Genomic DNA, 23,783 nt, shown 5'->3' on the forward strand with positions numbered 1-23,783 from the left:
CATGCCGCGCCGGGGGCGGATCCCGTTGAGCGAGCGCGTGTATCACTCGCTACGCCGGGATCTGGCCACCGGCATCTTCGTGCCGACCGAACGGCTCGGCGAGGAACGGCTCGCGGAGATCTACGGGGTGTCGCGCACCCCGGTCCGCGAGGCGCTCGCTCGATTACAGGCCGATGGGCTGATCGAGCGACGATCCGACGGTCTCTATCCGTACCGGCCGCGACTCGACGAACTCGACCATCTCTACGAGCTGCGAATCGTCTTGGAGGCCAGAGGCATTCAGCGGGTGAGTACCGATGCGCCCGAAACAGCACGGCCCGCACACGATCTCGACCTGATCCGGGCCGAGCTGGACACCTGGCGCACCTTGCGCGACAACCCACCGGAACCCGGTCCCGCGCTGGTCGCCGACGAGCGGTTCCACACGACCTTGCTGACCGCAGCCGGCAATACCGCACTGGCAGAAGCGCTTACCGCGGTGCACAGCCGGGTGCGCCCGGTCCGCACCCTGGACGTGCCGACCCCGGATCGCATCGCCACCATGACCGCCGAGCACATCGCGATCGCCGAACAACTCCTGTCCGGCAACGTGAAAGGCGCGCTGCACACCCTCATCACGCACATCGACATCTCCCGCGCGCATGTCCTGGCCCGTGCCCAGCGCGCGCTCGAACTCACGAAACTGGCTCGGGCCGTGCGCGATTGAACCTCAGCAGTCCTGTTGGAACGGCCAGCACTGCTTCGGCTGGTAGGCGGGCGGCGAGGGGGTCGGGCTGGTCGTGCTGGTTTGCTGCGGCGTCGGATGCGAGGAGTCGTGCACCAGCGAGTTCGCGATCACCCCGATCACCGCGATCATCCCGACGACGGCGAGCGCGACCACGGCCCACCCCGCGTACGAGTGCTTCTTCGTCGCGACACCCGGGGTCGGTTCGACGCGCGGTTTGGGCGGGCGCGCGATGACGCTCGGCGACTCCTGCGCCACCTGCTCGAACCCGGCGCCGACCAGGTCCGCGCGGGACGGCGTCAGTTCGGCGAGGCCGAGCGCGTTGCAGTCCCCGATCACCCGGTCGGCGGTCCACTTCCGTGGTCCGGCGGAGAAGCTCTCGAGATAGATGCGCAGCTCGGTGGCGTCGGCGACGTTACCGACGACGACGTCCAGCCCCGGTCGCAGGTTGGTGCGCGACGGCCGCACCACCGCGCCGCGGAACGGGATCAGCGCGACGGCGCCGCACACGTGCCCCGGGTCGATCAGCGCCCGCTCGAGCGCGGTCTTCACCGCCGAGATGCCGTGTTCCAGCCGATCCGACGGGCTGCCGGACGGCTCGTCCAGGTCCGCGTCGGCATCGCTGATCTTCCACGGACCGTCCGCGGCGATGCTCAGAATGCCGCTCTGCCTGCGCCGGAAGCCCTTGACCTCGAGCACCGTCAGCCCGCGCGGCGTCCAGATCACCGCATCGATGCGCCGGTCGCCGACCGGCACGTCGATCATGGCGAGGGCCGCCGACGGATAGGAACGCAGGCATTCGACGAACTCTTGTTCAGCACCCGAGAGTTGTGCCCCGGGCTTGACCCTCACCAGCATGTCGAGCTCGTCCGCCTCTCCGCGTCGTCAGGACGGGCAGTTCGATCGTAACGGGGTAATCCCCAGGGTGCGCGGGCAATTGACGACAGCCCTCGATCCGGGAAGTACTCGCCGGTAGGCTGACGGCTCGGCCCGGTACCGCCCGGCCGCTCACCCCCTCACGCAGAGGAGCAGACCAAGCATGGTTTCAGCGCTGCGACCACGCATCTCGCCCGGACGCCTGCGGGAGCTGGGCCCGATCAACTGGGTTGTCTGGCAGGTGCTTTCCAAGGCCGCGGGCACCGATGACGCGCATCTGTTCAGCACGCTCGGGCGCACCAAGGGATTGTTCCGTGGCTGGCTGCACTATTCGGGCAAGCTCATGCCCGGCGGCCGGCTGCCGCGGCACGAGTCGGAGCTGGTCATCATCCGGGTCGCGCACCTGAGCGGTTGCGAGTACGAGATGGACCACCACATTCGGCTCGGCAAGCGGGCCGGGGTGACCGCGGAGATCCTCGAACGGCTGCGCACCGGGCCGGAGGCACCCGGGTGGACGGACAAACACCGGGCGCTGATCGCGGCGGTCGATCAGCTCGTGCAGACCCGCGACCTGGATGACGCGCACTGGGCGGCGCTGGCCGAGCACTACGACGAGCGCAGCCTGATCGAGATCGTGCTGCTGGTGAATCAGTACGAGGGGCTGGCGTCCACCATCACCGCGCTGCGGATCGAGCGCGACGGGATCTAGCACCGCGAGACCGGCTGCTGCTCAGCGCTTTTCGATGAGCCGAGCCAGGCCGTCGAGCACCCGGGCCAGGCCGAATTCGTAGGCGTGGCCGGAGCTGTAGGCGGAGTCGTGGGTCTGGCCCGCGGCCGATCCGACCCGGACCGCAACCGGGAACCGCTCCGCGTCGAAGACCTGTTCCAGCAGCGGCGCCGCACGCTCCCACCATTGGTGATCGGACATCGCGCTGTCCGCGGCGGCGCGCGCGGTGTCGATGGCGATGCGGGCGACCGAGGTGACGAAGCCGAGGACGTAGGTGAGCGACGCGTCCATCGTGATGTCATCCAGGCCGAGTTCGTCGAAGGCGCGGAGTTCGTGGTCGTATTTGGCGGCCATGCCCGGCCCGAGCGGCGGGCGGGTGGTCGGCAGGTAGGCGACCCACGGGTGGCGGGTGAGCATGGCGCGGTTCTCGGCCGCGATCCGCCCGACCCGATCGCGCCAGGGTAGATCGGACAGGTCCGCGCGGTCCATGTCGCGGTAGACCTTGTCCACCATCAGGTCGATCAGTTCGGCCTTGCCCGGCACGTAGGTGTAGGTGGCCATGGGGGTCAGGCCGAGCCGGGTGGCGACCGCACGCATGGTGAGCGCGGCGATACCGTCGGTGTCGGCGATCTCGATGGCGGCCGCGACCACGGCGTCCACGCTGCTGCGCTGCTTCGGTCCACGCGCGGGGCTGCCCGGAATCCGCCACAGCAACTCCAGTGTGCGAACGGGATCGCCTGCGCTGCTGCGGTCCTGCTTGTCGCGTCGCTGCGCCGGCTGTTCGCCGGAGCGCTGCGCCGAATCGTCGTCCACCCTGCCTCCTCGCCTGGTCGTCCCGATCGTATCGGCGTGACGCAGGTCATAGTGCGGCCGCCCGGGAATTCTTCTACAAAGTACAGCGTACTAAGTATAGAGTTAATTCCGAGCTCCGAGGAGGGCCTATGAACATCACCGCTTCCGCCATCTCGCTCAACGTCCCCGATCCGCTGGCGTCGGCGAAGTTCCTGATCGATCACCTGGGCTTCGTCGAGAAGATGTCGGCCGACGGGTTCATCTCGCTGGACCGGCCGGACGCCGGGCTCAACGTGATCTACCTGCGCACCGGGCTGAAGTCGTTCAAGCCGGAGAGCGCCGCAGGTAGCGCGGGCGAGGGCCTGCTCGTCGTGTTCGTGGTGGAGGACATCGACGACCAGTACGCCCGGCTGCAAGGCGAGGGGGTACCGATCGTCACGCCGATCGAGACCGAGGAGTGGGGCGAGCGCTACTTCCAGATGCGCGATCCGAACGGGATCATCGTGCAGCTGGTGCAGTGGGTGTAGCCGCATAGGACCCGATTTCCCGCATACCGAATCGTCGGCGATTCGGTATGCGGGAAATCAGCGGGTGTGCGGCTCAGCTCAACGCCGCGCGGAACACCTCGGCGGCGGGGGTGGACGGACGGCCGAGCAGCTTCTGCAGGTCGCCGCTGGTCACGTCGAGCAGGCCCTTCGGGATGCCGGCGTCCGCGTCGGCGAGCACGTTGGCGTAGTCGCCGGGCAGTCCGGCCTGCTGGAGCGCGGCCGCGTAATCGGCCTGCGGCAGGTCCTGGTAACGGACCGGCTTGCCGGCCACCGACGAAATCACCTGGGCCAGTTCGGCATAGGTGAGGCGCTCGTCGCCGCCCAGTTCGTAGACCCGCCCGGCGTGCCCGTCGGTGGTGAGCACCTTCGCGGCGGCGTCGGCGTAATCGGCGCGCGCCGCGCCGGCCACCCGGCCCTCGCCCGCGGCGCCGTTCAGCACGCCGGATTCGACGGCGTGCGCGAGGCCGCCGAGGTAGTTCTCCCAGTACCAGCCGTTGCGCAGAATCGCGTGCGGCACAGTCGAATCGGCGAGCGCCGCCTCGCTGCCGATGTGCTCCTGCGCCAGGATCATCGAGTTCTGCGGACCCTGCGGAATGCTGGTGTAGACGAGCAATTCGACGCCCGCACGCTCGGCGGCGCGAATAACGTTGGTGTGCTGGGCCACTCGGGCACCGAATTCGTTGCCGGAGACCAGCAGCACCCGGTCGACCCCGGCCAGCGCGCGATCCAGCGATTCGGCGTCGTCGTAGCTCGCCTGACGCACGTCCACACCCTGCTCGGCGAGATCGGCGACCTTCTGCGGATCACGCACGATCGCGACCACCGGAGCGGCGCCCTCGCGCAGCAGCGCCTGTACGACGAGACGGCCCAGCTGTCCGCTGGCACCGGTCACGGCAACGGTCATAACTACCTCCACGGGTATGTACGGTTCGTTAAGCACTAACTATTAGTAAGTACTATGCATTCATACACCACTTTGGTCAAGTTGGGTACTATCGGATGTATGAGTACGCAGCGCACGTCGTCGCCCGACCTGGACGATCCGTCGCTGGAGCCCGATGTCTTCGCCAGAAATTGCACGTCACGGCCGGTTTTGCAGAACATAGCCAGCCGCTGGGGCATCCTCGCCCTGGTCGCGCTGCGCGAGGGGTCCTACCGGTTCAGCGCACTGCGCAGGCGGGTCGACGGCGTCAGCGAGCGGATGTTGTCGCAGACCCTGCAGGCCCTGGAACGCGACGGCATGGTGCATCGCGAGGTGCACGAGACCATCCCGCCGCGGGTCGAATACACGCTGACCGAACTCGGCGCTCAGGTCGCCGACCAGCTGCACGCCCTGGTCCTGGTGGTCGAGACGAACATGCCGAAAGTCCGTGAAGCCCAAGCGGCCTACCACCGCGAGTGAGCCGCCCCGGGGATGAGACCGGGATCACCAGCGGTTGAATAGCAGCATGGAACTCGCCCGAGCAGTCGACTTCGCCCGCGACCATCGCCGGTCCGTGCTGACCACCATCCGCCGCAACGGCCGCCCGCAACAATCCAATGTGCTGCACGTGATCGGCGGCGACGGCAACATCCGCATCTCGATCACCGCAGACCGCGCGAAGTACCACAACCTGGTGCGCGAACCGTGGGCCGCCATCCATGTCACCCGCGAGGACTTCTTCGCCTACGCGGTGATCGAGGCCATCGCGTCGGTCACGCCGGTGGCCGAGGATCCGCACGACGAAACAGTGGAAGCGCTCGTCGATTACTACCGCAGCGCGAACGGCGAACACCCGGACTGGGACGACTACCGCCGCGCCATGGTCGCCGACCGCCGCGCCTTGGCCATCCTCACCCCGGCCCATGCCTACGGGATGCTCTGATCAGTGCCGCATCAGCTCCGAGACGGTGACGAATCGGTAGCCCTCGGCCTGTAGTTCGCTGACGATGCGCGGGATGGCGGCCAGCGCGGGTCCGGCCCACTGGTACATGACGTGCAGCAGGATGATCGAGCCCGGCCGCGTCTCGCGCACCGCCTGCGCGGCGATCTCGTCGGCGGTCGGGGTTGCGCCGGAGTCGGGCTCGACATCCCAGGTCACCGAGGTGCGGTCGTGGTCGGACAGGTACTTGGGCAGCGACCAGAGCTTCTTGCCGTAGGGCGGGCGGAACGTAATCGGGCCCGAGTAACCGGTTTTCACGATTTCGGCGTCGGTGCGCTCGATCTCGTCCCGGACGGTGCTCGCGGAACTGAAGACCATCCTGCGATGGTTGTAGCTGTGGTTGCCGATCTCGTGCCCGGCCTCGGCGATCGCCCTGCCGTACTCGGGATGCGCCGCGAGATCACTGCCGACCAGGTAGAAGGTGGCCTTGATCTGTTGCTCGGCAAGCACTTTCAGCACTCCGGGCGCGCGATCGGTCGGCCCGTCGTCCAGGGTCAGCGCCACCACCTTGTCGCTGGTGTCGACCCGGTTCACCAGCCGTCCGGCCAGCTGGAACGTGCGCGAGTTCATCAGGTAGTACCCGCCGACCGCCACCAGCAGCAACACAACAACTACCAGAGCCCCGCCGATCAGCCACTTACGCATCATCGCTGTCTAGCAAACCTGTGGCGAGACCACCAGACCCCGCCCACGAAAAACGGTGGCGCCCGGACCTTTCGGACCGGGCGCCACCGTTCGGCTGTGCGGCTGCGCTCAGAAGTTGATCATGTGCCCGGCGAGGCCGTGGAAGGCCTCCTGCAGGGCTTCGCTGAGCGTCGGGTGGGTGTGCACGTTGCGGGTCAGCTCGTTGATGGTGAGGTCCCACTTCTGCGCCAGGGTGAGCTCGGGCAGCAGCTCCGAGACGTCCGGGCCGATCAGGTGGCCGCCGAGCAGCTCGCCGTACTTGGCGTCGGCGACCAGCTTGACGAAACCGGTCGGATCGCCGAGGCCGTGCGCCTTGCCGTTGGCCATGAACGGGAAGGTCGCGACCTTCACGTCGTAGCCTTCGTCGCGGGCCTGCTGCTCGGTCAGGCCGAAGCTGGCGACCTGCGGCTGGCAGAAGGTGGCGCGCGGCATCATCCGGTAGTCGCCCAGGGTGACCGTGTCCGCGCCGGCGATGGTCTCGGCGGCGACCACGCCCTGCGCCTCCGCGACGTGCGCGAGCTGCAGCTTCGCGGTGACGTCACCGATGGCGTAGATGTGCGGCACGTTGGTGCGCATGTAGTCGTCGATCGCGATGGCGCCGCGGTCGGTGAGCTCGACGCCGGCCGCCTCCAGGCCGTAGCCCTCGACGCGGGGCGCGAAGCCGACGGCCTGCAGCACCTTGTCGACGGTGACCGTCTCCACGTTGCCGGACTTGTTGTCCTTGATCGCGACGGTGACCTTCGAACCGTCGTCCTCGATGGACTGCACCGCGGCACCGGTGGAGATGGTGATGCCGAGCTTCTTGTACTGCTTGGTGATCTCTTTCGAGACGTCCACGTCTTCGTTCGGCAGCGCCCGGTCCAGGAACTCCACGATGCGCACGTCGACGCCGTAGTTCTTCAGGACGTAGCCGAACTCCATGCCGATGGCGCCCGCGCCGACGATCAGGATCGAGCCGGGCAGGTCGCGGGTGAGGATCTGCTCCTCGTAGGTCACCACGTTGTCGCTGAGCTGGGTGCCCGGCAGCAGCTTGGTCACGGTGCCGGTCGCGATGATCACGTTGTCGAAGGTGACGGTCTCGGTGCCGCCCTTGGACAGCTCGACCGACAGCGTGTTCGCGTCGGTGAAGGTGCCCTTGCCGTCGAACTCGTCGATCTTGTTCTTCTTCATCAGGAAGTGGACGCCCTTGACCCGGCCGTCCGCCACCTTGCGGCTGCGATCGAACGCCACACCGAAGTCGAAGTTCACCTCGCCCGAGATCCCGAAGGTCTTGGCTTCCTTGGTGAAGATGTGCGCCAGTTCAGCGTTACGCAGCAACGCCTTGGAAGGGATGCAGCCGACGTTCAGGCACACACCGCCCCAGTACTTTTGCTCGACGATCGCGGTACGGAGGCCTAACTGTGCCGCACGGATGGCGGCGACGTAACCGCCAGGACCGGCACCGAGAACGACAACGTCGTAATGGGAAGTCACGACACCGAGCCTAACTCTGTCGCTGCGAGTTGGCCCACCGGTCCCCCACAACACTGCGGCGTGGGCCACACCTGGGCGCAAGTTCGGTGCTCGCGCGGCGGGCGGAGTGGCGAATCAGACAATTCGGCTGGCTAGGGTTGGGCGGTGGTCGGGCGCGAATCGGTGGGCGGTGCGGGGCTCGGCGCGGCCATCGACAACACCGCGTCGACGCACCTGATCCGGTTGGTGCGCGACACCGCCCGGCGGTTCGGGGTCGGCGACGATCGGCTCGCGACGATCCACGGGACCGACGACGCGATCCTGGCCGGCGAGCTCAACCGCGTTCCGCTCAGCTCGCTGATCGAGCTGTGGGGTCTGCTCGCGCAGGCGCGGCCGGAGCCCGGAGCCGGGCTCGCGGTAGTCGAGGCCGCACCGCTGGGGACCCTGACCACCTGGGACTACCTCGTCACGAACGGGCCGACGCTGGCGGACGCGTTGCGCGGTGCGCAGCCGTATCACCGGTTGGTCACCGCGGCCGCCGAAGGTTTCGATCTGACGCACGACGACGAGCTCACCGTCGGATTCCGGACCACGGCGGGCGATCCGGCGATCGTGGCGGCGGTCAACGAGTACGTGCTCGCGTATTACCTGCGGCGTGCGCGCGAGGCCACCGGCCGGCAGGTGATCCCGGCGCGGGTCGCGTTCAGTCGTGCGGCGCCCGGCAATCACGACGTGCTGCGCGACGCCTTCGGGACCGACCGGATCGAGTTCGACGCGCCCGCCGACACGATCACCTTCACCGCCGCGGACGCCGCCGCCGCGCTGCCCCGGGCCGATCCGATGCTGGCGGATCTGCTGCGCAGCCACGCCGATCTGGTGCTCGCCACCGCCAAGCCGATCCCGGGTCCGCTGGAGGCGTTCCGCATCGCGTTGGCGGCCGCACTCGCCGGCGGTGACGCGTCGCTGGCGACCGTTGCTCGCCGGCTGGCCGTCAGCCCACGCACCCTGCAACGACAGCTTGCCGAACACGGCACCACCTGGCGTGCCGAATACGACCTGGTCCGCTATGAACAGGCGAAAACCCTTCTCACCGAGGGGCATCTGACCACCGCCGCCATCGCCGACCGCCTCGGTTTCACCGACGACCGCGCCCTGCGCAAAGCCGTCCGCCGCTGGACCGGCGCCTCCCCCGCCAGCCTGAGAACCAGCTGATCCGTCAGCAGCGGTCGCCGCGCACGAGATGTGCGGCTGCGCTCGAAATGGCCGGAAATTCCGTGCGCGGGTTGCCAAAACGTGCGCGGGGGGTGACTTCCGGAGGCGGGGTGGACGTGTCGCGTTTGGACCGGGGGGTGGCGTTCGCGGACCTGGGAACCGGGGTTTCGGGCTCATAGCGTTGGCCGTACCGGATCGACCGGGTCCGGCAGAGTCACCGAAGAAGAGGCAGCGCAATGAGCATCCAGACCACCACCACCGCGAATGTCGTTCTGCCGCAGACCACGCGGGAAATCCAGCTGGCCGCGCGGCCGACCGGCGCGCCGACCGCCGCGCACTTCGCCCTCGTCGAGCGGCCGCTCGCGGAACTGGCCGACGGGCAGATCCTGGTGCGCAACACCTGGATGTCGGTGGATCCGTACATGCGCGGACGGATGGACGATCGCCCGTCCTACATCGCGCCGTTCCAGCTGGGCGAGGCGCTGGAGGGTTCGGCGGTCGGCGAGGTGATCGTGTCCAGGGCGGACGGTATCGCGGTCGGCAGCACGGTTTCCCATTTCGCCGGCTGGCGGGAGTACGCGGTGCTCGACGCGGCCGCGGTCACCCCGATCGACACCACGCTCGCCGCGGCGCACCACTACCTCGGCGCGCTCGGCACCACCGGCCTCACCGCCTACGCGGCGCTGACCGACGTGGCGCGGGTGAATCCCGGTGACACCGTGTTCATTTCGGCGGCGGCAGGCGCGGTTGGCAGCGTCGCCGGGCAGCTGGCCAAGGCGTTCGGCGCGGCGAAGGTGATCGGTTCGGCGGGCGGGCCGGCCAAGACCCGGCTGCTGCTGGACGAGTTCGGCTTCGACGCCGCCATCGACTACCGGGCGGGCGACCTGGCCGGCCAGCTGGCCGCGGCCGCGCCCGCGGGCATCGACGTCTACCTGGACAGCGTCGGCGGCGAGCACCTGCGAGTCGCGGTCGAGGCCATCCGCCCGAAGGGCCGGATCGCGCTGGTCGGGGCGATCAGCGGCTACAACGGGGACAGCGCCGAGCCGGGCCCGGATCTGTTCAAGGCCGCGACGCGGGAGGTTTCGCTGCGCGGGATGCTGGTGAACAGCTACTTCCCGATCTTCGGCGAGTACATCGGCAAGGCGGCCGACTGGCTGGCGGACGGGACGATCCGCACCACGGAGACGGTGTACGAGGGGCTCGAGCAGGCGCCTGCCGCGTTCCTCGGCGTGCTGTCCGGCGCGAACACCGGCAAGATGCTGGTCCGCCTCGGCTGAACCGACCCGGGTGGGTGGCGCGACCGATTCGGTCGCGCCACACCTGTTTTCCGCCCCGGCCGGTTGTCGTACCCCCGCGCGATACTCGGCGGGTGGTGACAGCTGATGACGTGCGGCGGATCGCGATGAGCCTGCCGCGAACGACCGAGGCGCTGGTCCGGGACCGGGTGAAATACCGGATCGGCCGGATCGTCTATCTGGCCCTGTCCGCGGACGAGACCCGGATGGGTTTCGCGTTTCCCAAGGCCGAGCGGGTGGCGCTGGTCGAGGCCGAGCCGGACAAGTTCATGATGCCGAGGCCGGCGGACGAGCGGTACAACTGGGTTCGAGTACGGCTGGACGCCATCGACGAGGCGGAGCTGACCGAGCTGATCGTCGAGGCGTGGCGGATGTGTGTGCCCAAGCGGGTGGCCGCCGAACACCTCGGCTAGTCGCGCCAGACCTGCCGCGCGATGCGGGAGAAGTTGCCGCCGAACACCGCGGCGCGATCCTCCGCGCTGAATCCGCGCCGCGCCAGCACCTCGTCGAGCCCGGGCACCCGGCTCGTCCCGAGCAGGTCCTCCGGTGGAACCCATTGCAGCGGGCCCCATTTGGTGTACGACTCGGGGAACAGTTCCGGGTGGTCGGCGAGCATGCCGTTGAAGTCCTCGGCGTCGAACGAGTAGTCCGAGCCGATCCCGATGTGCTCGATGCCGACCAGCTCCGCGCCGTATTCGACATGATCCGCCATCGCCTCGACGCGGGCGACGGCGTCATCGATTCCGTTGTGGCCCAAAAAGATACCCACGCCGTTCAGTCCGACCACCCCGCCGGTGGCGGCACACGCTTTCGCCTGTTCATCGGTGATGTTGCGTGGATGCTCCCACAGCGCGGCGAAATTGGAATGGCTGTAGATCATCGGCACCCGCGTGTGCGTGGCCAGGTCGAGCCCGGTGCGCCGGGAGCAGTGCGATCCGTCGACGAACATGCCGACCTCGTTGAGCCTGCGCACCAGGTCCTGGCCGAAGCCGGTGAGCCCGGTGTCGTCGGCGTCGAGGCAGCCGCAACCCGCCTTGTTCGCGCTGTTGTAGGTCGGCAGCATGGAGCGAACGCCCAACTCGTAGAACAACTCCACATTGTCCAGGTCGCCACCGAGCGGGCCCGAGTCTTCCAAATCGAAGGCCAGCGCGATGGTTTCCGGATCGCCGATCTCGGAGTGGCTGTGCACCAGGCGAAATCGCCCGTCGGCGAGCGCGTCCGCGCGATACTGCCGGATCAGCTTCAGCGAATCCTCGGTCGAATGCGGCGAATACCCGACATTCACCGACAGATAGGACCCGAGCGGATAACGCGTGAGCTCCGCGATCCGCGCCGACGGCACCAACGGCAGACAGCAGTGCTGCTCCCACAGAAACGACGGCAAGAAAACCTCCTGGTCGGATCGGCCTCGAACCCGCGATCCTACTGAGCCGAGTCACGTTCCGCCGTAACGACGTGTCCCATTCGCCCGATTCACCAAGTGCTTCATTCTTACTGCCAGAAGGCGGTGCGACATGCGTCGCGTAATTGTTCTCATTGCCTCCGTCGTCGCGCTGGCCGGCCTCTGGATCATTCCCGGGCCCGCCGCGGCTTCACCCTCGTATTGCGGATTGGTGTGGGGTTCGTTCGACAAGACGAGCAAGCCCATGACCGCCGCGCCGATCACCGGTATCCGGTCCGGCGAACACGAATGCTTCGATCGGCTGGTCGTCGATGTCGCCGGTCCGGCCGCGGGCTATCGCGTCGGGTACGTCGATGCGGTGTCGATGGACGCTTCGGGTGCGCCGGTGCCGCTGCGCGGGGGTGCGTTCCTTCAGGTCGTCGTTTACGCGCCCGCGTACAACGACGCGGGGCAGGCGACCTACCAGCCGGGGAACCGGTCCGAGCTGGTCGACGTCAGCGGGTATCAGACCTTCCGCCAGATCGCCTGGGCCGGATCGTTCGAGGGACAGACCACGGTCGGTCTCGGCGTGCGCGGCCGGTTGCCGATGCGCGTCTTCACCCTCGACGGACCGGGCAACGGTTCGCGCGTCGTGGTGGACGTCGCGCACTACTGGTAGCCCCCACGCCCTGATTTGCGCTGGTCGGCAACAATGTGAGCATGAGCGGCGTTGAGCAGAATGTGACCGATCCTTACCTCTGGCTCGAAGAAGTGACCGACGAGCGGGCGCTCGACTGGGCCCGCGCGCACAACAGCGTGGTCGTCGAGCAATTCGCCGCCTCCGACCGGTTCCGCGAGCTCGAACAGCGCATTCTGGACATGCTCGACACCGACACCAAGATCGCCTACCCCGGGCGGCGCGGCAGTTGGCTCTACAACTTCTGGCGCGACGCCGAGCATCCGCGCGGGTTGTGGCGGCGCACCACGTTCGCCGAGTACGCCAAGGAGTCCCCCGACTGGGACGTGCTGATCGACCTGGACGCGCTGGCCACCGCCGAGGACGAGAACTGGGTGTGGGGCGGCGCCGCGGTCTTGCGCCCGGACCAGTCACGCACGCTGATCAGCCTGTCCCGGGGCGGTGCGGACGCCAAGGTGGTGCGCGAGTTCGACATGGCGACAAGGAAGTTCATCGATCCGGCGGACGGCGGGTTCTTCCTGCCCGAGGCGAAGTCCGAGATCCGCTGGATCGACATCGATGCGGTGTACCTCGGCACCGACTTCGGCCCCGGCTCGCTGACCGACTCCGGTTACCCGCGCATCGCCAAGCGCTGGCAGCGCGGCACCGAATTGGCCGACGCGGTCACCGTTTTCGAAGGCGAGGCCGGTGACGTCGCGGTCTCCGCGGGCTACGACCGGACCCCCGGCTACGAGCGCCACTACATCGGCCGCGCCACCGACTTCTTCAACGAAGAGGTCTATCTGCTCGAAACCGACGGCACGCTACGGCATCTGGACGTGCCGACCGACGCCAGCGAGTCCTGGTACAAGGATTGGCTGCTGGTCCGGCTGAAGTCGCCGTGGGAGGTCGGCGGCAACGCCTACCCGGCGGGCGCGCTACTGGCCATCGACTTCGAGAAGTTCCTTTCCGGCGCAAGGGAATTCGAGGTGATCTTCACCCCGGACGCGCACACCTCGCTGCACGGCTACGGCTGGACCGAGAACCACCTGCTGCTGATCACGCTGGAAGACGTGCAGACCAAGCTCTACGTGGTGACGCCGAGCGCGGACGGCTGGCGGCGCGAGTCGCTGGCCGACACCCCGCCGATGGCCACCACCAGCGTGATGAACCTCGACCCGCTCGAGGGCGGCGACGAATTCATGCTCACCACAAGCGGATTCACCACGCCCGCCACGCTGCTGGCCAGCTCGGTCGGCGGCGACACCGAGCAGCTCAAGCAGGAACCGGGCTTCTTCGACGCCGACGGCATCGAGACCGAGCAGTTCTTCGCCACCTCCGACGACGCAACGCTGGTGCCGTACTTCGTGATTCGGCATCGCGATCGCAAGGGCACGCCCGGCCCGACGGTGATGTCCGGTTACGGCGGCTTCGAGGTCTCGCGCACGCCCGCCTACAGCGGCGCGTCCGGCATGGGCTGGCTGGAACGCGGCGGCACCTGGGTGATGACCAACATCCGCGGCGGCGGCGAATACGGCCCGCAGTGGCACACCTCGGTGCAGAAGGCCAACCGGCACAAGGTGTACGAGGACTTCGCCGCGATCGCGAAGGACCTGGTCGCCCGCGGCATCACCACCGCCGATCAGCTCGGCGCGGTGGGCGGCAGCAACGGCGGCCTGCTCATGGGCGTGATGCTGACCCGCTACCCGGAGCTGTTCGGCGCCATCGTCTGCCAGGTGCCGCTGCTGGACATGAAGCGCTACCACCTGCTGCTGGCCGGCGCGTCCTGGATCGCCGAGTACGGCGACCCGGACAAGCCCGAAGAGTGGGAGTACATCAGCAAGTACTCGCCGTATCAGAACGCGAAGGCCGACGTCGCCTACCCGCCGATCCTGCTCACCACCTCCACCCGCGACGACCGCGTGCACCCCGGTCATGCCCGCAAGATGGCCGCGCTGCTGGAAGAGCAGGGCCACGAGTTCTGGTACCACGAGAACATCGAGGGCGGCCACGGCGGCGCCGCGGACAACAAGCAGTCGGCATTCCAGGCCGGATTGATCTACGAGTTCTTCACCCAGATGCTGATCGAGCGGCGCGGATAACCGCTGGTTCCAGGGTTCCGGGCCTACGGTGTAGATATCGTCTACGTCGTAGACCTGGACCAGGGAGGAGAGTCGTCGTGGATTCCGACAACACCGTCGAGGTGACGCGCGCGCGGCGCGCCCGGCGGGCGAGTCCGGCGCCGACGAATCGCACCACATTGAACCGCGACTATATCGCCGCGGTAGCGCTGAGCCTCATCGATCGGACCGGTGTCGACGGATTCTCCATGCGCAAACTCGGCGGCGCGCTCGGCGCCGACCCGATGGCCGCCTACCGGCACTTCACCGATCAGCAGGAGCTGTTCGACGGCATCGCGGCCGCGATGTTCGCCGAACTGGACATGGAATCCCTGCCGTGGCAGGAACCTTGGCGCGATCTGATGCGCGCCTACGCGTATCGGCTGCGCTCCACGTTGCGCAAGCACCCGAACGCGGTGCCGGTCTTCGCGACCCGTCAGGTGCGCAGTGAGCTGGCCGTCGAGACCGGTAGCTGGATGGTGGAACACCTTCAGGGCGCGGGCTTTTCGGCGACGGTCGCGGCGCAGCTGACCCGCTGTCTGCGCGAGTACGCGATCGGGCACATCCTCGGTCAAGCCATCGCCGCGGTGGCGGCGCAACGCCCCGACGGACCCGAACAGCTCACCGACACAGATCATTTCGACATCGGGCTGGACGCGATGCTGGACGGCTTCGGCAAGCATCTCGACCTCGGGCGGCACAGTTAGCGGTCGCGCAGCCACTTCTCGATCTGGTCGAGGGTGGTGCCTGGCTCGCGGATCCAGCCGTTGTGCCCCAACGGTTCCGGCTGATGCCAGGTGGTGATGTCGGCCTTGGGTAGCTTTTCCAGTAGGTGTTCGGCAGAGCCGGGCGGGGTCAGGTCGTCGGCGGTCATGGTGATGGACAGGACGGGCAACTCGAGCCGGGAGATCCGCTCCTCGTAGTCGATGTCCGCCCCGACCGGCTGGAACCGGCCGGTGCGGGCCAGCCGCGCCCAGTCCGCGATCAGCACCTTGGACTGGCGGCCGAAGCCGCCGGCCGGGATCCGGTCGCCGGGCCAGAAGCCGGCCAGACTCGCGGTCAGCGACGCGGCCGCCGTGCCGACCAGGATCCCCGGACTCGAAAGTCCCGGGTAGCCACGGTAATACGGCGTTCCGGAGGCAACCAGGATAAGCCCGCCGAGCCGGCCGCGGATGCGCGCGGCGTACATGACGGAGAACTGGCCGCCCATGCTGTGCCCGAGCAGATACGGCGTGCTGGCCGGGAACCGGTCGCGCACCACCGAGAAGATCGCCGGGAAGTCGACCGAGACCAGCTCGTGGTAGCCGAAGGTGCTGGCGGCGCTGGGTTTCGGCGTGCTGTCGCCGTTGCCGCGCAGCTCGCCGATCGCCATATCGAACCCGCGCGCCGCCAACTTGGTGGCGAACAGCTCGTAGTACCCGGCGGGTACGCCGAGCCCGGGCACGATCACCAGCACCGGGCGCGGCGCGTCCGGCGTGACCGGATGCCGATGCGTGCCACTGGCCGGGATCAGCCGCACCGGAACGGTGCTGCCGTCGGGCATCTGGATCGGAACCGTCTCCATCCTGGGCACGCTACCGTTCGCCCGCGTACCGTGCCCCGGCCGCTCGCCGGTCAGGCCCCGACCGCCCCCATGATCACCCTGCTCAGCACCCGGATCACCTCGTCGAGTGGCGGCCGCGGGTCCGATCCGCTCCAGGAATCCACGACATAGTTGACCGCGCCGATCACCGCGAGCACGCGCATCTCGTAGTCGCCGGTCGGGATCTCGCCCTGCATGGCCGCGTCCTCCGCGACCCCGGTGAGCAGCGAACCCCAGATCCGGCGCAACTCGAGCCGGAACTTCTCCACCTTCGGGCCCGCCCCGACCACCTCGACCAGGGCAACGCGCGCCTTGCGCGGATCCGATCCGATGGATTCGACATAGGCGCGCACGGACGCGTCGATGATCTCGAGCACGCCCGCCTCGGCCTTGCTTTCCAGGGCTTTGGCGACCGCGTCGCGCGACTCGCGATCGATCTGCTCGTAGAGCTCTAGTAGTAGGGACTCGCGGCCGGTGAACTCCTCGTAGAACTGTCGTGAGGAGAGACCGGCGTCCTTACAGATGGCGCCGACCGAACTATTGGCGTAACCGTCGCGCGCGAAGACCGTCAGGCCCGATTCCAGAAAACGCGCACGCCGCTGACGTTGCCGGTCCTCGACGGGTTGCCCGGCATACATTCGACCCGTATTCGCATCCTGTGACATTGGGCCAGACAATACAGAAGCCCGAGAAGCCCCTGACATGGATCGGGGCCTTGGTATCAACCCGCAACTGACCAGGCGTTTGCCGAAAGTTGGCAGAGTTGTTACCGACTCGACGAACGGCAATGAGTGTTACCTCGCATCGCGCTGACCGCAGGTTCGTATGGTCGACCGATAGGGGTCGAAACCGTCGCGAGTTACGGTTCGTACCGGGCAAATCCATTGTCACTGACAGTTTGCCGAAACGGACGATACCGACTGACAGTACTACCGGTACGCGATTTTGACGGGAATTCGTAGAATAATTTTCAACCGAACTGGACCGCTGGTTACGTCTGATTCGTCCTGTCCGCCAAGGGAGTTCGCGGACCGCTGGACAGTGGGCGAATAGGCCGTCGAATAAAGGACATGGACGGCCGTCTGCCTACTTCCTTGGCGCAGTTGATCAGTCCGCGGGCAGTTCGGGCTCGCCGAGGCTGAGCATCATCCGGTTGGCCCAGGAGAACGAGGCGGTGGACAGCACGAGGTCGTGGATCTCGGTCTCGGTGTAGCCGAGAGCGCGCAGCCGGGCGACGTGTTCCGGGTCGGCCCGCGGCGGCTGAGCGGCCAGCGCGGTGACGAAATCGATGACGGCGTCCCAGCGTTCGTCGATCCGGACGGCATTGCCCTCGTCGAGCAGGCGCTGCACGTCCGCGCCGCGCTTGGACAGCTGCGTGGTGAACCGGGAGTGCACCGAGGCGCAGTACACGCAGCCGTTGTGCCGCGAGGTGACCGTGGCGGCGAGTTCCCGTTCGGCCCTGGACAATCCGTCGCGGCCGTAGAAGATTTCCTTGTCGTTGGCGCTGCGCTGGGCCAGCACCTCCGCGTTGCGGGCCAGCAGCCGGAAATAGGGGCTCTCGCCGCGCTGCCCCTCCAGCAGCGGACGCTGCCGCTCATCCGCGTCGGCCAGGGTGATCGGCTCCACCCACGGCACCCAGTCGAGCGTCTCCTGCGTGAAACCGCGCGGCTGCCAGGCTGATTCGACGTCGCGTACTTCACTCATGGGCATCTCCGATCAGCTCGAGACCGGCCAGCAGCCGGATCTGGTAGTGCACGAAACCGACCAGCTGCGTCACCGTGACCACGCCCCGTTCGGTGAGACCCGCCGCGTACAGCGCGTCGATATGCGCGTGCGTGGCCGTCGCCGGCGCGGTGGTGAGCAGCGCGGCGTGCGCCAGTGCGGCGGCGAGCACCGGGTCGCCCGCCGCGTCCGCCGCCTCGCCCGCCAGCTCGTTGTAGTGTGCCGCAAGCTCTTTCGCGTCGGACCTGGTGGCGATGTCGGCCGCGATCGCCGCCAGCCGGGCCCGGCCGAAGGCCCGGCCACCGGGGCCGTCGAACAGCGCGTCGTGCACGCCCTGGGTGTGTTCGACCACGGCGGGCCTGGCCTGCCGGACGGCGCGCACGGCGGCGGCGCGTTCGCCGCCGAGCACCGCATCGATGACGTCGGTCACGGGGTTCACCTCTCGCTGACGTGCCAACCCAGTTGCGGCGCAACCTTTGTGGCGATGAGCTCGATCGACCGCAGGGTGGCCTGCCGGTCCGGATCGATGGGATGGATCTGGACGATGAGGTCGTCGGCATGCGCGGCGGCGAGATCGGCGGTGAGCTGCCCGGCCACGTCGTCGGGGGTGCCGATGTAGGAGTCGCGCAGCACGTCGTCCACGGTTTCGGCGACCTCGGGGATGCCCGCGTCGCGCAGGTGGTCGAGGAAACGCAGTGCGCCGCGATGCGCGTGCCGCAGCGCTTCGTCGCGGTCGTCGGCCACGAATACGCTGCGGGACGCGCCGATTCGCGGTTCGACATCGGACGGCAGCGCGTCCAGGTAGGCGTCGATCAGCGGGCGCTGGATCTCGTCGAGGCGCGCCTGCGGGGCCGCGGGATCCCGGGGTTGGGTGCGGGAGAGCAGCAAACCCGCTCCCGCTCGACCGGCCCGCTCGGCACCCGAAGCGGAAAACGTTGCCTGCCAGACGCGTTCGCGCAGCTGCCCGGCCGGTGGATGCAGTCGCCTGCCCGGGGTCAGCTCGTCGCCGTTCAGCGCCGCGGTGACCGAGGCCAGCTTCGCGGCGTACACCCGCTGCCGGTCATCGCCGGGCACACCGAACAGATCGAACGAACTCTTGGAACCGCCACTGCCGAAACCCAATTCGAGCCGGCCGCCGGAGAGGGTGTCCAGCACGGCGGCATCCTCGGCGACCCGGATCGGGTCCTCCAAGCCGAGCGTCACGATCGCGGTACCGAGCCGGATCCGGGTGGCGCGCGCGGCGGCGTGCGCGAGGAACACGAATGGCGACGGCAGCCCGCCCTCGGCGGGATCGACGTGATGCTGTGCCACCCAGGCGACGTCGTAGCCGAGCCGTTCGGCGAGGTCGATCTGTTCGAGGGCGTCTCGATAGACCTCCGCCGCGGTCTGGGTGTCGTCGTGGCGGACCAGGCGGGTGAACAGGCCGAGACGTTTCGTCATGTGGTCACCTTTCCGAGGTAGGCGTCGCGGACGGCCGGATTGTCCAGCAGTTCGTCGGCGGTGCCGCGCAACACGATCGCACCGCCGCGCAACACGTTTCCGGTGTGCGCGATCGACAGCGCGAGTTCGGCCTGTTGCTCGACGATCAGGATGGCCAGCCCCAATTCCCGGTTGAGCCGGGCGATCTCGTCGAGCACCCGATCGACGAACAGCGGCGAGAGGCCCATGGTCGGCTCGTCCATGCAGATCAATCGCGGCTTGCTCATCAGCGCCCTGGCGAAGGCCAGCATCTGCTGTTCGCCGCCGGACAACGTGCCCGCGTGCTGATGGCGGCGCTCGCGCAGGCGTGGAAAGTGCTCGTAGAGTTCGGCGGCGCGGGACGCGAGTACGGCCCGGCGTTCTTTGCGGATATAGCCGCCGACGTGCAGGTTCTCCTCGACGGTCATGGCCGGGAAGACCCGCCTGGCCTCCGGCACCGAGGCCAGGCCGGCCGCGATCCGGGCGGACGGCGGCTTACCGGTCACGTCGTCGCCGTCGATGCGGATCGTGCCCGAACTCGGGCGGAGCAGGCCGAGCGCGGTCTTCATCGTGGTCGACTTGCCGGATGCGTTGCCGCCCAACAGCGAAACGATCTCGCCGGGTCGAACCACGAGGGATATCTTGTCTAACGCCTTCGACGGTCCGTAATGCACGGTGACATCGTCGAATTCGAGGATCGGGGTGGCCGTGTCATCGATCGGCACCGGCGTTCACCTTCCCTTCGTCCGGCACGGCGCGGGCGCGCCGGCGACCGAGATACGCCTCGATCACCCGCTCGTCCTGCTGCACCTCGGCGGGCGTGCCCTCGGCGATGATCCGGCCCTCGTCGAGCACGAGTACCCGGTCGGACAGCGTGTTCACCAGCTCCAGCTTGTGCTCGACCAGCACGATGGTCTGCCCGGCCGCCTTCAACTCGGCCAATTGCCTTCCCACCTCGGCGGTTTCGGTCTGATTCATGCCGGCGGCGGGTTCGTCGAGCAGCAGCACGAGCGGCCGCAGCGCCAGCGCCCTGGCGATCTCGGTGCGGCGGCGGTTCGCGTAGGACAGGGTGTAGGCGTTGTCGCCGGCGCGCGGGACCAGGCGTTCGGGGAATCGGGCCAGCTGGGCGTCGACCAGTGCTGCGGTCCGGCGCCGCTCGGCGCGCACCGCCGGTGTCGGCGCCAGGGCGAGGAACAGCTCCGCGAGCAGCGGGAGCCAGCGCACGATCGGATAGCGCGAAAGCCGTTGCAGCGGACGCGCGGCGCGCACCGTCGTGTGCAGGCCGACCTCGACGTTCTCCCGGACCGTCAGGTTGCCGAACACCCGGCCGTTCTGGAAGGTGCGGGCGATACCCGCGGCCGCCGCGGCCTCTTGACTGCCCTGCCGGAGTTTCTGACCACGGACCAGGATTTCGCCCAGGTCCGGGCGCAGCACGCCGGAGATCAGGTTGACGGTCGTGGTCTTGCCGGAACCGTTCGGCCCGATGATCGACACGAATTCGCCGGCGGCGACGGACAAGTCGAGGCCGGCCACCGCGTGCACGCCGCCGAACGACTTGCGCAGTCCGGTGACCGAGAGCACCGGTTCAGGCGGTGGCGCGGACACGATCGCTCCTCACGAGAAGGCCTTGCGGCCGGAACCGGATGATCAGCAGCAATGCCACGCCGTACAACAGGATTCGGGCCTCGGGCGCGAGCCGCAACGCCTCCGGCACCCCGATCAGCACCACCGAACCGAGCACCGCGCCGTACGGCGAGCCGGTGCCGCCGAGCACCAGGATGGTCACGATCAGCAGCGACATGGACAGGTTGAACACCGTCGGATCGATATAGCTGTACTGATGCGCCAGCAGCGCGCCGGCGATACCCGAGAACAGCGCGCTGATCGCGAAGGCCAGCGCCTTGTAGTCGCGCACCGGCACACCCGATGAGCGCGCGGCGATCTCGTCCGCGCCGACCGCCCGCAGCGCGGTGCCCAGCCGGGAGCGCTGGATGCCGACGACCACCGCCAGGGTGATCGCCAGGAACACCAGGTCGAGCAGGAAAACCTCGGTGCCGTCGGCGAATTCGTGACCGAAGACGGTAGGCACCGGAATGCCGAAGATGCCGTAACTGCCGCGGGTCAGCGATTCCCAGTTGCGGATCACCGCGACCGTCACGATCCCGATGCCGAGGGTGGCGATCGCGACGTAGTGCCCGTTCAGGTTCCACAGCGGCGCGGCCAGGATCGACGACAGCACGGCGGCAACGACTCCGGCCGCGAGCACGGCGGCGAGGAACGGCCAGCCATGGTTGATCGTCAGGATGGCCGAGGTGTACGCGCCGATCGCGATCGGACCGGCCTGGCCGATCACCAGCTGCCCGGCGTTGCCCGCGACCAGCGTCATCGAGACCGCGACGATGGCGTAGGCGATGATCTGGGTGCCGACCACGATGGCGTAATTGCTGGCCACCAACGGGACTGCGATGCCGGCCGCGGCGAACACCAGGACGGCATGCCACCAGCGCACTCGCAGATGCCGGCCTGCGGCCAGGAACGTCCCGGTGAGCGGCTCGGCGGCGATCGAGGGCACCTTGGCGAGCAGGCCGCCCGGCCGCAGCACCAGGAACGCGACGAGCACGCCGAAGGTGATCAGGTCGCGGTAGCCGTCGCCGAAGATGTAGATGCCGTACGCCTCGACCAGGCCGAGCAGCAGCCCGCCGATCACCGCACCAGGGATGGAACCGAGGCCGCCGATGGTGGCCGCCACGAAACCGGTCAGCCCGGCGAGCGTGCCGCTGGTCGGGGAGATGTTCGAGTTGTACAGCCCCACAAAGATTCCCGCGAGACCACCGAGCCCGGACGCGATCGCGAACGCCAGCACCTGGATGCGCGCCACGCCGATGCCCATCTGTGCGGCGGCGTCCGGGTCCTGCGCGGTGGCGCGGATGGCCAGGCCGTATCTGCTGAACCGCAGGAACCCGGCCAGGCCGAGCATCACGGTCAGCGTGATCGCGAACATCACCAGGTCGGAGGTGCCGAAGCGGACGCCGCCGAGCTGGAAGTTGTTGGTGGGCAACACCTGTGGGAACGGACGGGTGTCCGGCCCGAAGACGATCTGGACCAGGTTCTCGATGATCAACCCGGCCGCCACGGTGGCCAGCAACGCGGCGATCGCAGGCGCCTTGCGCAGCGGATGCACCGCGATGACGTCGATGGCGATGCCCACCAGGCTGGTCACCGCGACGACGAGCACGATGGCCAGCCACAGCGGCGCACCCTGCTCGGCGATCAGCCACCAGCCGAGGATCGACCCGAGCGCGAAGACCGCGCCGTGCGCGAAGTTGATCACATTGGTGACGCCGAAGATCAGCGTGATGCCCACGGCCAGCAGCGCGTACGCGTTGCCGTGCACCAGGCCCGCGACCAAGGTGTCGAACATCAGCGGTTGCCGGTCGGCACGAACTGACCGTTCTTCAGCACCAGCTCACGCGGGGTGACGCCCTGCGGGCGCCGGGTCTGCTGGTCGAAAGCGAAGGTGCCGAGGCCGATTCCGTAGAACTGGGTTTCCTTCTTCAAGCCTTCCAGCACGCCGGCGCGGGTGGCTCCGCCCTTCTTCGCCGCCTGCACAACGACATTCAGCGCGTCGTAGGCGTAGACATTGAAGTCGCCGGGGTCGGTGTTGAACTTCGCGCGGAACTTGGCGACGAAGTCCTGGATCTTCGGGTCCGGGTCGGCCGGGCTGAAGATGCCGTTGACGATGTCACCGTCGGCCGCGGCGCCGGCCAGCGCGATGAACTGCGGGGTGTTCTGGCCGCCGAAATACGGTCCGGTGAAGCCGACGTCGCGCAGCTGCTTGGCCACCAGCGCGCCATCGGGCCCGTAGCCCAGGTGCACCACGGCCTCCGGGTTCGCCTCGCGCGCCTTGATCAGGATCGGCTTGACGTCGGTGGAGTCGGGCAGGATCGCCGAGGAGTAGGCGATCTCGATGCCCTTCTGCTTGGCGAACTTGTCGAAGTACTGGAAAGCCTGCTTGCCCCAGTCGGTTTCGAGGTAGACGACGGAGACCTTCTTGGCCTTCTTCAGCACCCACTCGGTGTTGCGCTCCTGGAACACGTCGAGGGTGATCGACGGGCTCCACGAATAGTCGCCGCCCTTGGTGAATTCCACCGCCGAGTTGGTGAAGCCGTACTGAACCAGCTTGCCCCGGTTGTAGATCGGTGACGCGGCGATCGAGGCGGGCGAGGAGAAGTCGCCGAGCTCGGCGATGATCGACTTGTCGTCCACGAACTTGGTCGCGATCGGCACGGTCTGCTTCGGGTCGGACTGCGAATCCTCCCACTTCAGCGCGACCTTCTTGCCGTTGATGCCGCCGGCCGCGTTGATCTGATCCAGAGCCAGGTCGAAGCCCTGCTGCCACAGCCTGCCGTATTCGGCGGAGGTGCCGGTCCGCGGGCCCGACACACCGAAATACACGGTGTCGCCGGAGGATTCGCTGCCGCCCCGATCACTGCACGCGGTGGCGAGGCCGATCGTCGCGGACAATACGATGACACCCGCGAGGAGCCGTCGGCGGGACGTGGACTTACTCATTACTCGTTGCTTCCTAACATCAAAACCGCCGGATCATTCC

26 protein-coding genes are annotated in these 23,783 nt (G+C 68.0%); 11 read left to right on the forward strand and 15 right to left on the reverse strand.

Translation table 11 applies throughout. The features are described from left to right. Position 1: 1 nt before the first annotated feature. The gene (locus F3087_RS01515; protein ID WP_150399939.1) at positions 2–706 is read left to right on the forward strand and encodes a GntR family transcriptional regulator; all 705 of its coding nucleotides are present in this window, start codon (positions 2–4) and stop codon (positions 704–706) included. A gap of 3 nt (positions 707–709) precedes the next feature. On the opposite strand, the gene F3087_RS01520 is transcribed toward F3087_RS01515, so the two are convergent. After that, positions 710–1,582: an NERD domain-containing protein gene (locus F3087_RS01520; RefSeq protein WP_150399940.1), complete on the reverse strand. Its 873-nt coding sequence runs from the start codon at positions 1,580–1,582 to the stop codon at positions 710–712. Between the two features lie 193 nt (positions 1,583–1,775). Here F3087_RS01520 and F3087_RS01525 point away from each other — a divergent pair, with 193 nt between their 5' ends. Continuing rightward, positions 1,776–2,309, forward strand: a complete 534-nt coding sequence (locus F3087_RS01525) for a carboxymuconolactone decarboxylase family protein (protein WP_150400841.1) — start codon at positions 1,776–1,778, stop codon at positions 2,307–2,309. A gap of 21 nt (positions 2,310–2,330) precedes the next feature. Here F3087_RS01525 and F3087_RS01530 read toward each other — a convergent pair whose 3' ends face one another. Then, positions 2,331–3,140 (reverse strand): TetR/AcrR family transcriptional regulator C-terminal domain-containing protein, encoded by an 810-nt coding sequence (locus F3087_RS01530; protein WP_150399941.1) that lies wholly within the window; start codon positions 3,138–3,140, stop codon positions 2,331–2,333. 128 nt (positions 3,141–3,268) lie between these two features. Here F3087_RS01530 and F3087_RS01535 point away from each other — a divergent pair, with 128 nt between their 5' ends. After that, on the forward strand, positions 3,269–3,646 hold the full coding sequence (locus F3087_RS01535; RefSeq protein WP_150399942.1) for a VOC family protein: 378 nt from the start codon (positions 3,269–3,271) through the stop codon (positions 3,644–3,646). 73 nt (positions 3,647–3,719) lie between these two features. Here F3087_RS01535 and F3087_RS01540 read toward each other — a convergent pair whose 3' ends face one another. Then, positions 3,720–4,571 (reverse strand): SDR family oxidoreductase, encoded by an 852-nt coding sequence (locus F3087_RS01540; RefSeq protein ID WP_150399943.1) that lies wholly within the window; start codon positions 4,569–4,571, stop codon positions 3,720–3,722. Between the two features lie 99 nt (positions 4,572–4,670). On the opposite strand from F3087_RS01540, the gene F3087_RS01545 reads away from it, so the two are divergent. Further along, the gene (locus F3087_RS01545; RefSeq protein WP_150399944.1) at positions 4,671–5,069 is read left to right on the forward strand and encodes a winged helix-turn-helix transcriptional regulator; all 399 of its coding nucleotides are present in this window, start codon (positions 4,671–4,673) and stop codon (positions 5,067–5,069) included. Positions 5,070–5,115: 46 nt separating this feature from the next. Further along, positions 5,116–5,532, forward strand: coding sequence for a PPOX class F420-dependent oxidoreductase (locus F3087_RS01550; RefSeq protein WP_150399945.1), 417 nt, complete (start codon positions 5,116–5,118; stop codon positions 5,530–5,532). Here F3087_RS01550 and F3087_RS01555 read toward each other — a convergent pair whose 3' ends face one another. Both F3087_RS01555 and lpdA read right to left on the reverse strand, forming a co-directional pair. Further along, positions 5,533–6,237 (reverse strand): polysaccharide deacetylase family protein, encoded by a 705-nt coding sequence (locus F3087_RS01555; RefSeq protein ID WP_150399946.1) that lies wholly within the window; start codon positions 6,235–6,237, stop codon positions 5,533–5,535. 105 nt (positions 6,238–6,342) lie between these two features. Next, positions 6,343–7,746 (reverse strand): dihydrolipoyl dehydrogenase, encoded by a 1,404-nt coding sequence (lpdA, locus tag F3087_RS01560; RefSeq protein WP_150399947.1) that lies wholly within the window; start codon positions 7,744–7,746, stop codon positions 6,343–6,345. A 144-nt stretch (positions 7,747–7,890) separates the two neighbouring features. On the opposite strand from lpdA, the gene F3087_RS01565 reads away from it, so the two are divergent. The 3 genes from F3087_RS01565 to F3087_RS01575 all read left to right on the forward strand — a co-directional run bounded on the left by F3087_RS01565 (position 7,891) and on the right by F3087_RS01575 (position 10,645). Further along, the gene (locus F3087_RS01565) at positions 7,891–8,937 is read left to right on the forward strand and encodes an AraC family transcriptional regulator (RefSeq protein WP_150399948.1); all 1,047 of its coding nucleotides are present in this window, start codon (positions 7,891–7,893) and stop codon (positions 8,935–8,937) included. A gap of 236 nt (positions 8,938–9,173) precedes the next feature. Beyond that, positions 9,174–10,214: an NADP-dependent oxidoreductase gene (locus F3087_RS01570; protein WP_150399949.1), complete on the forward strand. Its 1,041-nt coding sequence runs from the start codon at positions 9,174–9,176 to the stop codon at positions 10,212–10,214. A gap of 92 nt (positions 10,215–10,306) precedes the next feature. Then, positions 10,307–10,645 (forward strand): MmcQ/YjbR family DNA-binding protein, encoded by a 339-nt coding sequence (locus F3087_RS01575; RefSeq protein WP_150399950.1) that lies wholly within the window; start codon positions 10,307–10,309, stop codon positions 10,643–10,645. Here the strand turns inward: F3087_RS01575 and F3087_RS01580 are convergent. After that, complete coding sequence (locus F3087_RS01580; RefSeq protein ID WP_150399951.1) at positions 10,642–11,616, reverse strand: dipeptidase; 975 nt, start codon at positions 11,614–11,616, stop codon at positions 10,642–10,644. The genes F3087_RS01575 and F3087_RS01580 overlap by 4 nt on opposite strands. Positions 11,617–11,746: 130 nt before the next feature. Between F3087_RS01580 and F3087_RS01585 the strand changes: the two genes are divergently transcribed. From F3087_RS01585 to F3087_RS45800, 3 genes are all read left to right on the forward strand, one after another. Next, positions 11,747–12,292: an AMIN-like domain-containing (lipo)protein gene (locus F3087_RS01585; RefSeq protein WP_150399952.1), complete on the forward strand. Its 546-nt coding sequence runs from the start codon at positions 11,747–11,749 to the stop codon at positions 12,290–12,292. A 41-nt stretch (positions 12,293–12,333) separates the two neighbouring features. Next, positions 12,334–14,391 carry a prolyl oligopeptidase family serine peptidase gene (locus tag F3087_RS01590; RefSeq protein ID WP_150399953.1) on the forward strand — a complete coding sequence of 686 codons (2,058 nt, stop codon included), beginning with the start codon at positions 12,334–12,336 and terminating at the stop codon, positions 14,389–14,391. A 77-nt stretch (positions 14,392–14,468) separates the two neighbouring features. Beyond that, positions 14,469–15,116: a TetR/AcrR family transcriptional regulator C-terminal domain-containing protein gene (locus F3087_RS45800; RefSeq protein ID WP_191093732.1), complete on the forward strand. Its 648-nt coding sequence runs from the start codon at positions 14,469–14,471 to the stop codon at positions 15,114–15,116. Here the strand turns inward: F3087_RS45800 and F3087_RS01600 are convergent. The 9 genes from F3087_RS01600 to F3087_RS01640 all read right to left on the reverse strand — a co-directional run bounded on the left by F3087_RS01600 (position 15,113) and on the right by F3087_RS01640 (position 23,743). Beyond that, positions 15,113–15,973, reverse strand: coding sequence for an alpha/beta hydrolase family protein (locus tag F3087_RS01600; RefSeq protein ID WP_150399955.1), 861 nt, complete (start codon positions 15,971–15,973; stop codon positions 15,113–15,115). The genes F3087_RS45800 and F3087_RS01600 overlap by 4 nt on opposite strands. A gap of 50 nt (positions 15,974–16,023) precedes the next feature. Beyond that, positions 16,024–16,656 (reverse strand): TetR/AcrR family transcriptional regulator, encoded by a 633-nt coding sequence (locus F3087_RS01605; RefSeq protein ID WP_223884767.1) that lies wholly within the window; start codon positions 16,654–16,656, stop codon positions 16,024–16,026. A 442-nt stretch (positions 16,657–17,098) separates the two neighbouring features. Continuing rightward, the gene (locus F3087_RS01610) at positions 17,099–17,695 is read right to left on the reverse strand and encodes an alkylhydroperoxidase domain protein (protein ID WP_150399956.1); all 597 of its coding nucleotides are present in this window, start codon (positions 17,693–17,695) and stop codon (positions 17,099–17,101) included. Then, positions 17,688–18,143 carry a CMD domain protein gene (locus F3087_RS01615; RefSeq protein ID WP_150399957.1) on the reverse strand — a complete coding sequence of 152 codons (456 nt, stop codon included), beginning with the start codon at positions 18,141–18,143 and terminating at the stop codon, positions 17,688–17,690. The genes F3087_RS01610 and F3087_RS01615 overlap by 8 nt, the downstream gene beginning before the upstream one ends. 5 nt (positions 18,144–18,148) lie before the next feature. Further along, a complete protein-coding gene (locus F3087_RS01620; RefSeq protein WP_150399958.1) occupies positions 18,149–19,153 on the reverse strand; it encodes a putative FMN-dependent luciferase-like monooxygenase in 1,005 nt (334 codons plus the stop codon). After that, complete coding sequence (locus F3087_RS01625) at positions 19,150–19,896, reverse strand: ABC transporter ATP-binding protein (RefSeq protein WP_150399959.1); 747 nt, start codon at positions 19,894–19,896, stop codon at positions 19,150–19,152. Before F3087_RS01625 ends, F3087_RS01620 begins: the two co-directional genes overlap by 4 nt. Then, complete coding sequence (locus tag F3087_RS01630) at positions 19,883–20,776, reverse strand: ABC transporter ATP-binding protein (protein ID WP_150399960.1); 894 nt, start codon at positions 20,774–20,776, stop codon at positions 19,883–19,885. Before F3087_RS01630 ends, F3087_RS01625 begins: the two co-directional genes overlap by 14 nt. Further along, the gene (locus tag F3087_RS01635) at positions 20,757–22,592 is read right to left on the reverse strand and encodes an ABC transporter permease (protein WP_150399961.1); all 1,836 of its coding nucleotides are present in this window, start codon (positions 22,590–22,592) and stop codon (positions 20,757–20,759) included. Before F3087_RS01635 ends, F3087_RS01630 begins: the two co-directional genes overlap by 20 nt. Then, the gene (locus F3087_RS01640) at positions 22,592–23,743 is read right to left on the reverse strand and encodes an ABC transporter substrate-binding protein (protein ID WP_150399962.1); all 1,152 of its coding nucleotides are present in this window, start codon (positions 23,741–23,743) and stop codon (positions 22,592–22,594) included. Before F3087_RS01640 ends, F3087_RS01635 begins: the two co-directional genes overlap by 1 nt. Positions 23,744–23,783: the final 40 nt, after the last annotated feature.

Origin of the sequence: Nocardia colli (assembly GCF_008704205.1) — a bacterium.
In the GTDB taxonomy this organism is placed as follows: Bacteria; Actinomycetota; Actinomycetes; order Mycobacteriales; family Mycobacteriaceae; genus Nocardia; species Nocardia colli.